The following is a 9,453-nucleotide window of genomic DNA, read 5'->3' on the forward strand; positions in this document are numbered from 1 at the left end:
TTTAAACCTTAGAAATTTCGGCTAGTTCGAAATTATAACCGCCAAAGCCCTGCCCGCCCGAGCCCAAAAGCGCGATCGTGCCCTTTAGCTCCTCATCCAAAATAAATTCTTTTTCTAAATTTAGGTGCAGCGTCTTTATGCGGACTCGATCTCCGCCCTTGATCTTTGCGACCATGCTAAAATACCTTCCGCCGATTAGTCGGTCGTCCGCATCGTGTTTGAAAACCACGGCGCCGTCGAAATTCTCAGGCTCTTTTAGAGGGCTTAAATTTACCCGCCCTTGCGCGCCAAAATCCGCTCGCTCGCCGCGTAAGCTTAAAATTTTAACCCCTAACTTCGCCGCTATGAGAGATAGAAAAGCTTTGATATTTTCGGCGTCGGGATGAGTTTTAATGAGCGCATCGTCGATCAAAAGCGCGTCGCAGCCGCTTTGCAGAAACTCCGCGATCTGCTCGATCTCCTCCTCACCCACGCTGCTTTCGCCGCTTAGATACTCCAGATCCAGATCCGCAAAATAGGGCTCGTCGCAAAAACTAGCGCAGATTAGCGCCAGCACGAAGCTTTGCGCGCCGATCTCGCATTTTATCAGCTCGCCTGGAAGATGCGGGTCTTGCAGCGGCGATACGCTTAAAATTTCAGCGTCTTTAAGGCTAGCGGCGAGCGTCGGAGCCTGCAGGCTAAGTAGCGGCGCTAAATTTAAAATTTTCATCCTCTCCCCTTTTTGGCGACGACCATCCAATCGACTTGGTTATATCGGATCGAGCTTAAAAGCGTGGAATTTAGCCCCTCCACCAGATCTGCGCTTTTTTGAACCGCGCTGAAATCGCCCATCTCAAACATAAAGATCATCGTCTCGCCGTGAGCGGAATTTTTTAAAATTTCGCCCATGCGGTTTAAAAATTTATCGCCCAGATGCCTTAAATCGTAGCGTTTCATCGATCCACCTCGCCTAAGATAATATTAGTGCTGCCGATGATCGCCGCGGCGTCGGCAAGATACTGCCCGGGTAAAATTTCCTCATAGACCGCGCAATGCCAAAAGCTCGGCGTGCGGATCTTAAGGCGGTACGGGCGGCTTTCGCCCATCGAGCGGATATAAAATCCAAGCTCGCCCTTAGGACTCTCGCTCGCTGCGTAAATTTCGCCCACGGGCGGGCGCAAACCCTGCGTAACCAGCACGAAATGCTGCATCAGCGAGTAGTTTTGCGTCATGATCTGCTCTTTGTTAGGATTTACGTAAGCAGGGTCGATCGCTAAAATTTGCGGATCGCTCAGCGGATAGCGCTTCGCGCACTGGCGCAAAATTTTAAGGCTCTCGCGCATCTCCGCCATATAGCATTTATAACGCGCGTAGCAGTCGCCCTCGCTCGCATATGGCACGTCGAAATCAAGCTCGTCGTAGATGAGATAGGGCTCCTCTTTGCGGATATCCCACGCATGCCCGCTAGCGCGTAGCGTCACGCCGCTACAGCCGCAGCTAAGGGCATCTTCGTGGGAGATCACGCCCACCCCTTCGGTTCGCATCAGCCAAATTCTATTTGTATCGAGCATATCTTCAAATTCTTTAATGTCGCTCGGGAATTCGTCGCAAAATTTCAACATCTCTTCTAGCCAGCCGTTAGGCAGGTCCAAAAACACGCCGCCGATTTTGATATTATTGTGCGTAAGGCGCGCGCCGCAGTATTTTTCTATGAGATCGAGTATATATTCGCGCGAACGAAAGCAGTAGAGAAATACCGTCATCGCGCCGATATCAAGCGCGTGCGTACCCAAAAACAGAAGGTGCGAGCTGATGCGATTAAGCTCCAGTAGAATCGTGCGGATGATCTGCGCGCGGCGCGGCACTTCGATGCCGCAGAGCTTCTCGACCGCGGCGCAAAAGCCGTAGTTGTTCGAACCCGATGCGATGTAATCGATGCGATCTGTTACTGGGACGAACTCCGCGTAGATCATATTTTCGGCCATCTTTTCGATGCCTCGGTGCATGTAGCCTACGCCGGGGCGGGCTCGCACGATTCGCTCGCCGTCAAGCTCCAGCACGAGCTTTAGCTGCCCGTGCGCGCTTGGATGCTGCGGACCGAAATTTAAGATCATATTCGCGCCCTCGCGCTCGTACTCGATGTTTTCGAAAAACGGTCTTAGCTTGCTTGGATTTTGCATTATTTTCTCTTTGTGATGATCTTGTAAATTCCGCGTTTAACGCGTTTTACGAAACGCACGCCACCCTCTTCTTGATATTCTTGTAAAATTTTCTCTTGCGGCCGCGGCTCGCCTCTAGCGCTCTCATGATACAGCCGCGTAAAGTTAAAAGTATCTTTTTCGTCCACGAATGCGGAATTTCGGTTCTCTTCGCCGATCCACTCGCGAGCACCAACCCCAAAAATTTTATCCACCTCGTACCACTTGGCAAACTCGTCTCCTTGCAGCGGATAGGACTTTAAAAGCGGATGTCCGAACCAATCATCGGGCATTATTAGGCGCGCTAAATTTGGATGATTTTCAATCCAAACGCCCATCATATCGTATAGTTCGCGCTCCGCCCAGTTCGCGCTTTTGTAGATGCCCGCAGCGCTTTGTAAAAAGCTCTCATTCGGCACGAAGCACTTTAGTCGCGCGCGGCGCGCTCTTTTGATATCCAAAAGCTGATAAAAAACCTCGATGCCGCCGCGAGCCTCGGTAAAATCTACACCGCTTAGCTCGCATAAAATTTCATATCCCGCGCCTTTAAGCGCACGCAGCGCCGCTAAATTTTGCGCAGGCTCCACATAGAGCACGAGGGTGTTAAATTCCACATATGAGTTTAAAATTTGAACGCCTTCAAGCGCGTCCAGATCGTCTTTAAAATCGCTCGCGCTTGCGTCTAGCTTCTGCGTCTCCTCGGGGATGAAAAATCTATCTTTGTAGTAATTTTTTTTACTCTGATCGCCTTTGGGATTAAATTTTCTCATCAGATCAGCCTTTTTGCCTTTTGTGCGCGGCGCGGAGTTTGGGTGCGGATCTTTTTTTGTAGCACCATCATCGCAAACTGCAACGTCTCGGGGCGCGGCGCGCATCCGGGCAGATAAATATCCACAGGCACTATGCGGTCGCAGCCCTGCACCGTAGCGTAGGTATTAAACATCCCTCCAGTATTGGCGCAGCTGCCCATGCTGATGACCCATTTGGGCTCGGGCATCGCGTCGTATAGGCGGCGCGTAAACTCGGCGTGCTTTTTGCTAAGCGTGCCTGCGATTATCATCACATCTGATTGCTTAGCGCTTGCGCGAAATATCGTGCCGAAGCGGTCAAAGTCAAATCTGCCCGCGCCCGCCGCCATCATCTCGATCGCACAGCAAGCAAGCCCGTACGTCATCGCCCACAAAGAGTTGCTCCTGCCCCACGCAATTAGCTTATCGACGGTCGTTAGCACTACGGGAAGCCCGTTTTCGCGCGCGTAGTTTATCTTATGCTCTGCCAATTTAGCGCTCCTTTTTTCCATGCATAAATAAAACCGATGCCTAATAATACGATGAAAAACGCCATCTCTACAAGCCCGAAGACGCCTAAAATTTTAAAATTTACCGCCCACGGAAACATAAAGATAATCTCGACGTCAAAAAGTATGAAAAGCACGGCTATCAAAAAAAAGTGGGAGTTCATTCGGTTGGGCTGTTTGACGGCTTCGGGGCCGCTTTCGTAAATTTCGCCCTTGAGCCGCTCGTCGCGTCTATCTGCCAAACGCGAGCCTACCAAAGAGGATAGTTTAACGATGAGCGAAAAGACGCAAAAAGCTAGGATTAGCATTACGAATATTCCGAAATACGGGCTTTGCAGCGGAATTCTAGACATTTTTCGCCTCGGTTTTAAAATTTAATGTGGATTGTAACGAAGTATTGATTTAATAAAGCTTAGCGCGCGCCACTAAATTCGCTTTTAAAATTAAAATTTATATACCTCGCCTGTGCGATTTAGTGGGGATTAAGGCGCGTGTGGTAAAATTTCGCGGATTTTAAGGGAGAGCTATGAAATCTAGCAAGATAAGTCTCATTTTCTACGGCATATTCTGCGGCGTAACAATCTATTTTCTTATCTGGGGATTAGGTTTTATAGGAAGCGGCGATAAAATGCTATTTTTAGTTTCGGTATTTTTGGGCATCTTTATGGCCTTTAATATCGGTGGAAACGACGTGGCAAATTCCTTCGGCACCAGCGTCGGAAGCGGCACTCTTAGCATCGCGCAAGCCCTTTGTATCGCGGCGGTATTTGAAGCAAGCGGCGCCGTAATCGCAGGCGGCGAAGTAACCTCGACGATCCGCAGCGGCATAATCGATCTTAGCAAAATGGACGTGCATCCGAGAGACTTTATCTACGTAATGATGAGCGCACTTTTTGCGGCAGGCGCGTGGCTACTTTTTGCCAGCAGAAAGGGCTTGCCCGTATCTACTACGCATGCGATAATCGGCGGTATCGTGGGCTCGGGGCTTACGCTAGGCGCTCTGCTTAATACCGCAGAGACTTCCGCATTGTGGCTAGTGCAGTGGGATAAGATCGGCAAAATAGCGATCTCTTGGGTACTCTCGCCGATTTTAGGCGGAGTGATCTCCTTTGGAATTTTCTGGCTCATCAAACATTATATTTTGGATTACAACCGCTACGCTCAAATAAAGATCGACCGCATAAAGCGCGAAAAAAAATCTCTCCGCAAGCTGCATAAAAAGACCTTCGAGACCCTGGACGACATTCAAAAGATCGCCTATGCAGAAGCGCTAAATCATGATATTTACGCGATGCGCGATCCCGATTTTGATCCAAGTGAGCTGGATAGCGAGTATTATAAAAAGGTGATCGAGCTTGACGCGAAAAAAGAGAAACTCAAATCCCACAAAGCTTTGGAATTCGGCATCCCTGCCGTAGCGGGCATCGGTGCCTTCGTGATCTCGGCGATGCTGATATTTAAGGGGCTACATAATCTAAATTTCGGGCTTACGAATTTTTACAACTACCTCGTCATCGGTATGTCGACGCTGATTACCTGGCTTTTGATGTTTATTTTCGCTAAGACTCTGCGCCGCTCAAATTTAAACAAATCCGCGTTTTTGATGTTTAGCTGGCTGCAGGTGCTCACTGCTAGCGGCTTTGCCTTTTCGCACGGCAGCAACGACATCGCAAACGCCGTGGGTCCGTTTGCCGCCATCATCGATACGATGGCTACGAATAGTATCAATCCTTCCACTCCCGTGCCGCAGCAGATTATGATAATGTTCGCAGTAGCCCTCATAGCGGGGCTTTGGTTCATCGGCAAAGAGGTGATCGCCACCGTAGGCACCAATCTTACGAAAATCCACCCAGCCTCGGGCTTTAGCGCCGAGCTCGCAAGCGCCGTCGTCGTCATGGCGGCATCGGTGCTGGGGCTTCCGATCTCCTCGACCCACGTGCTAATCGGCGCGATTTTGGGAATCGGCTTGGTAAATCACAGTACGAACTGGTCGCTGATGAAGCCGATCGGGCTAGCGTGGATCATCACCCTACCCGTCTCGGCGCTGCTTTCGGCGTTTGCATTCGTGCTTTTGCGTCACGTATTTTAGGCTAAATTTAAAAATCCGCTCTCTGAAATTTTAAAATTTCGCAAAATTCTACGCAGGCTAAATTTTAAAATTTTACAGCGCCGAAGCGAGCAAATTTTACAGCTCCTCTTGTGGCGAATCACAGCGCAAAACTCGCTCGCAGTAACGTATATCTCGCTTGTATCTCTCCCGCACGCCCTGTAAAATTTAATAAAATTTTAGCTAAAATCGCGCTTTTAAATTTAGGAAAGCTATGAGTAAATTTGAAATTTTCAGATCCACCCTCGCCGTGATGATGGGCTACGTGCCGCTAGGGCTGGCGTTTGGTATCTACGGCATCAGCCAAGACCTGCCCGTATGGGCGCTCGCGTTAACCTCGCTGCTAATCTATGCAGGCAGCGTGGAGTTCGTGCTGATCGCCTTCATCGTAACCCACGCCTCGCTCGTAGATACCTTCGTCGTGGCGTTTTTGCTAAATTTCCGACATTTTTTCTACACGATGTCGCTGCTGGACGAGCTGCGCTTCGTGCGCCATAAAATTTACGCCGTATATGCTCTTACCGACGAAACCTTTGCGCTGCTAAAGGCGCGCGCGTTTTTGCGCCCCGAGGAGCTTAGCGGCGAACAGCCTGTAACGCCGCAAAGACTAAAAGAGCTTGATCTGCTCTATAATCTAACCGCGGTATTAAATCAGTCCTACTGGGTCGCGGGCGTCGTTGCGGGGGCTGTTTTGGGAGCAAGCTTGAAGCTTGATTTTAGCGGAGTCGAGTTCAGCCTGACGGCGCTTTTTGCGATGCTAACCTATGAGGTTTTTAAAGCAAACCCGCAACATAAAGTGCTATTGCTAGGATTTGCCTGCGCATTTGCGGGGCTTTTTATCTTTCCTACAAAATACTTTTTATTCGGCACTCTGATTTTCGGCACAGGGGTTTTGCTGCTCTTTCGCAAATACTTTGAGCGACCTTCGTACGCGGGACGCAGGCTGCGAAAATTCCTAAAAAGGAGCAGGTAGTGGAAATTTTGCCCTATATCTTTCTGGCCTCACTCGCTACGATTTTGACGCGATTTTTGCCGCTGCTACTTTTTAAGAAAAAGACCGCGAGTCCAAGCTTATCGTATCTGCAGAAAAACTCGGGCCTTTTGATAATGGTCGTTTTGACGATCTATGCGCTTAAGACGATGCTGCCTAGCTTCTCAGGCGAGCGGGCTTTTAGCGCGGACGTCCTGCAAACGACGATGCTGCTATTTTGCCTAATCATGGCGTTTGTCGTGCATGCTAAATTTCGCAATTCGCTCGTTACGATAGCGCTTCCTACGCTAATATATATGGCGGCGCTACGCTTTTTATTAAATTATTGATAAATTTATAAGTTAGTTTTCGATAAACTTCAAAAATTAATTTTTAAGTTTAAAAAAGGTTAAAGTTTTATGAATTTTATCAGTCAAATGGTGCATAGCTTCGCTAAAAAATACGCCGCCGAAACTATGCAAAAATCTCTATACAATTCCCTTAGAATCGACATCACGCAGGAAAACATCGCTAAAATTCCAAATCCTGATAAAAAATATATGCTCTATATGCACGTGCCCTTTTGCCACACGTTTTGCCCGTACTGCTCCTTTCATAAATACGCCTACGAGCGCGGCGCGTGCAAGGCGTATTTTAGCGCGCTACGCGTAGAGATGCAGCGCACGAAGGACGCAGGCTACGACTTTGAGACGCTTTATGTAGGCGGCGGCACGACGCTAATCGACGAGGATGAGCTAGCGCGCACGCTAGAGCTTGCCAAATCGCTTTTTAGCATCAAAGAGGTTTCGTGCGAGAGCGATCCCAACCACATCGAGCCTGAGAGCTTGCTGCGATTTCGCGGGCTAATAGATCGCCTAAGCGTGGGAGTTCAGAGCTTTGACGATGATATTTTACGCAAAGCTTCGCGCTACGAGAAATTCGGCTCGGGCGAAATTCTGCAAGAAAAGCTATCCCGAGCGGTCGGAATTTTGCCGATTTTAAGCCTGGATTTGATCTTTAATTTTCCGTTTCAAACTCGCGAAATTTTACTTCGCGACATTGAAGCGGCAAAAGCGGTAAAACCGGAGCAGATTACGCTGTATCCGCTGATGAAATCGCCTTTGATGCGCGATCAAATAGCACGAAGTCTCGGCGTTAGCAATGTAGATCACGAGGAGGAGTTTTACTCCATCATCTGCAAAGAATTTTCTAGCTGGCACCGCAGCAACGCATGGGCCTTCGCTCGCGAAAAATCAAACATCAACGACGAGTATGTAGGCACAAACCACGAATACGTAGGCATCGGAAGCGGCGCGTTTAGTTTCTTAGGCGGCAGGCTGCTCGTAAATGCGTTCAACCTCGAAGAGTACGCAAGCAGAGTGCGCAAAAACGAAAGCACCGTAATCGCTACTTGCGATTTTAGCAGATCCGAGCGCGCGAAATACCTCTTTTTGACCGAGCTTTTTAACGGCGAGATCGATATCGCTAAATTTAACGCCGCAAACGATTTAAGCCTGCGCCGCGAACTGGGCAGAGAGCTTAGTCTGCTAAGGCTTGCGGGCGCCGTGCGGATCGAGGGCGAGATCATCCACACGACGGAATTCGGCGCGTATTTGTGTCTTGTTTTGATGAAGGAATTTTACACCGGCATGGACAAGGTGCGCGCGGCATTTCGCGACGATGCCAAGATTAAGCGCGCAAAACAGCTCATCATCATGGACGAAAGCGAATCCGCCGCAACCGGCGCGGCAAAAGGCGAGATAGCGTCGTAAATTTTGCGCCCGGCATTAAAACACAAACGAATTTTTGATTTCAAAATTTAGGAAACGCCACGATGAAACGCAGAATAATCAAACTATTCATTTTATTTCTGTTTTTTGTCCTTGTATTTGAGCTCGCCGGTAATCTTTTTAACTTCGGGCACTTCCCGTTTCATAAGAGCTGTGAGCCGTTTATGATGATAAACCGCTATGATAGTGGGTATCCAAACGATAAGTGCATAATGCAGCTTATGGATGAAAATCGAACGGGTGATCTTTCGCTATATTATCTTAAAACCAGATGCAATCAAGAGGAGCCATTGTCCGAACTGGATGAAAAAGCTATAAAATTTTTAAATAGACCGGGATGGAAGATAATCGACATAAAGGAAGATGGCGTAGAAAAGAAATTTCTAATAAGCGATTAAAATTTAAATAGCAAAGAAGCCCTGATTCAATTGCAATATCAAAGCCTAACAAATCGAGAATTTTAAAATTTATAAAATTAAAGGAGGAGCAATGAATAATCTAAAACTCATACAAAACTGGTATGCTTCCAAATGCGACGGAGAATGGGAGCATGAATATGGCCTTACGCTAGAAACAGTCGATAATCCCGGTTGGTTGATTAAAATCGATGGCGAGAGCGGGAAAAAGCCGATCAAAATAAATATCGATAGAGATGACGAGGATTGGTTTTTCATCAATGCCACGGAAAACGAACTCAAAGGAAGTTGCGGAGCCGAAAATTTAGAGGAATTATTGGAGCATGTAGTAAAATGGCTTATGGATTAAATTTAGCGAGGAAAACGCCCAAAAAAGCTCTATAAAATTTACCCGAAAGTAGTTTCATGGCCACCGGAAACACCGCTCATTACGACAGCGATACAATTCTGCCGCAGCCGTTTGCTTTAAGCATCGTCCAATACGACGGCGACAGCGGATTTTATCTGTTCTATCTCGACGAATCGGGGAAAGAGCAAACCGATACCTATCATGAAAGCATAGAGGGCGCGTTTAAACAGGCTGAATTCGAATTCGGCGTAAAGAAAGAGGATTGGATAAAGCTTTAGATTATGCAAATAAAATATCGCCAACCGATTAAATTTAAAAAGGAGAGGCTATGAAATTTAAAATTTTGA

At 47.9% G+C, this 9,453-nt stretch carries 13 protein-coding genes; 7 read left to right on the forward strand and 6 right to left on the reverse strand.

What is annotated here, in order from left to right; genetic code table 11:
* Position 1: 1 nt before the first annotated feature.
* From QZ176_RS02830 to QZ176_RS02855, 6 genes are read right to left on the reverse strand one after another with little or no spacing between them, the layout of a single operon-like run.
* Complete coding sequence (locus tag QZ176_RS02830; RefSeq protein ID WP_295151096.1) at positions 2-709, reverse strand: hypothetical protein; 708 nt, start codon at positions 707-709, stop codon at positions 2-4.
* A complete protein-coding gene (locus QZ176_RS02835; protein ID WP_295151097.1) occupies positions 706-936 on the reverse strand; it encodes an NADH-ubiquinone oxidoreductase subunit E family protein in 231 nt (76 codons plus the stop codon). The genes QZ176_RS02830 and QZ176_RS02835 overlap by 4 nt, the downstream gene beginning before the upstream one ends.
* The gene (nuoD, locus tag QZ176_RS02840) at positions 933-2,159 is read right to left on the reverse strand and encodes an NADH dehydrogenase (quinone) subunit D (protein ID WP_295151098.1); all 1,227 of its coding nucleotides are present in this window, start codon (positions 2,157-2,159) and stop codon (positions 933-935) included. The genes QZ176_RS02835 and nuoD overlap by 4 nt, the downstream gene beginning before the upstream one ends.
* The gene (locus QZ176_RS02845) at positions 2,159-2,947 is read right to left on the reverse strand and encodes an NADH-quinone oxidoreductase subunit C (RefSeq protein WP_295151099.1); all 789 of its coding nucleotides are present in this window, start codon (positions 2,945-2,947) and stop codon (positions 2,159-2,161) included. The genes nuoD and QZ176_RS02845 overlap by 1 nt, the downstream gene beginning before the upstream one ends.
* Positions 2,947-3,456, reverse strand: a complete 510-nt coding sequence (locus tag QZ176_RS02850; protein ID WP_005869772.1) for an NADH-quinone oxidoreductase subunit B — start codon at positions 3,454-3,456, stop codon at positions 2,947-2,949. The genes QZ176_RS02845 and QZ176_RS02850 overlap by 1 nt, the downstream gene beginning before the upstream one ends.
* Positions 3,438-3,827, reverse strand: a complete 390-nt coding sequence (locus tag QZ176_RS02855; RefSeq protein ID WP_005869774.1) for an NAD(P)H-quinone oxidoreductase subunit 3 — start codon at positions 3,825-3,827, stop codon at positions 3,438-3,440. Before QZ176_RS02855 ends, QZ176_RS02850 begins: the two co-directional genes overlap by 19 nt.
* A gap of 173 nt (positions 3,828-4,000) precedes the next feature.
* On the opposite strand from QZ176_RS02855, the gene QZ176_RS02860 reads away from it, so the two are divergent.
* From QZ176_RS02860 to QZ176_RS02890, 7 genes are all read left to right on the forward strand, one after another.
* Entirely contained in the window at positions 4,001-5,563 is a 1,563-nt protein-coding gene (locus tag QZ176_RS02860; RefSeq protein ID WP_295151100.1) for an inorganic phosphate transporter, read from the forward strand.
* 232 nt (positions 5,564-5,795) lie between these two features.
* Positions 5,796-6,554, forward strand: a complete 759-nt coding sequence (locus QZ176_RS02865; RefSeq protein WP_295151102.1) for an AzlC family ABC transporter permease — start codon at positions 5,796-5,798, stop codon at positions 6,552-6,554.
* Positions 6,554-6,901 (forward strand): AzlD domain-containing protein, encoded by a 348-nt coding sequence (locus QZ176_RS02870; protein ID WP_295151104.1) that lies wholly within the window; start codon positions 6,554-6,556, stop codon positions 6,899-6,901. Before QZ176_RS02865 ends, QZ176_RS02870 begins: the two co-directional genes overlap by 1 nt.
* A 69-nt stretch (positions 6,902-6,970) precedes the next feature.
* Positions 6,971-8,323, forward strand: a complete 1,353-nt coding sequence (locus tag QZ176_RS02875; RefSeq protein ID WP_295151105.1) for a coproporphyrinogen III oxidase family protein — start codon at positions 6,971-6,973, stop codon at positions 8,321-8,323.
* A 62-nt stretch (positions 8,324-8,385) separates the two neighbouring features.
* Positions 8,386-8,739 carry a hypothetical protein gene (locus QZ176_RS02880; protein WP_295151107.1) on the forward strand — a complete coding sequence of 118 codons (354 nt, stop codon included), beginning with the start codon at positions 8,386-8,388 and terminating at the stop codon, positions 8,737-8,739.
* A gap of 91 nt (positions 8,740-8,830) precedes the next feature.
* The gene (locus QZ176_RS02885) at positions 8,831-9,106 is read left to right on the forward strand and encodes an Imm53 family immunity protein (protein WP_295151109.1); all 276 of its coding nucleotides are present in this window, start codon (positions 8,831-8,833) and stop codon (positions 9,104-9,106) included.
* A 56-nt stretch (positions 9,107-9,162) separates the two neighbouring features.
* Positions 9,163-9,384: a hypothetical protein gene (locus tag QZ176_RS02890; RefSeq protein WP_295151111.1), complete on the forward strand. Its 222-nt coding sequence runs from the start codon at positions 9,163-9,165 to the stop codon at positions 9,382-9,384.
* Positions 9,385-9,453: the final 69 nt, after the last annotated feature.

This window comes from uncultured Campylobacter sp., assembly GCF_905373215.1.
In the GTDB taxonomy this organism is placed as follows: domain Bacteria; phylum Campylobacterota; class Campylobacteria; order Campylobacterales; family Campylobacteraceae; genus Campylobacter_B.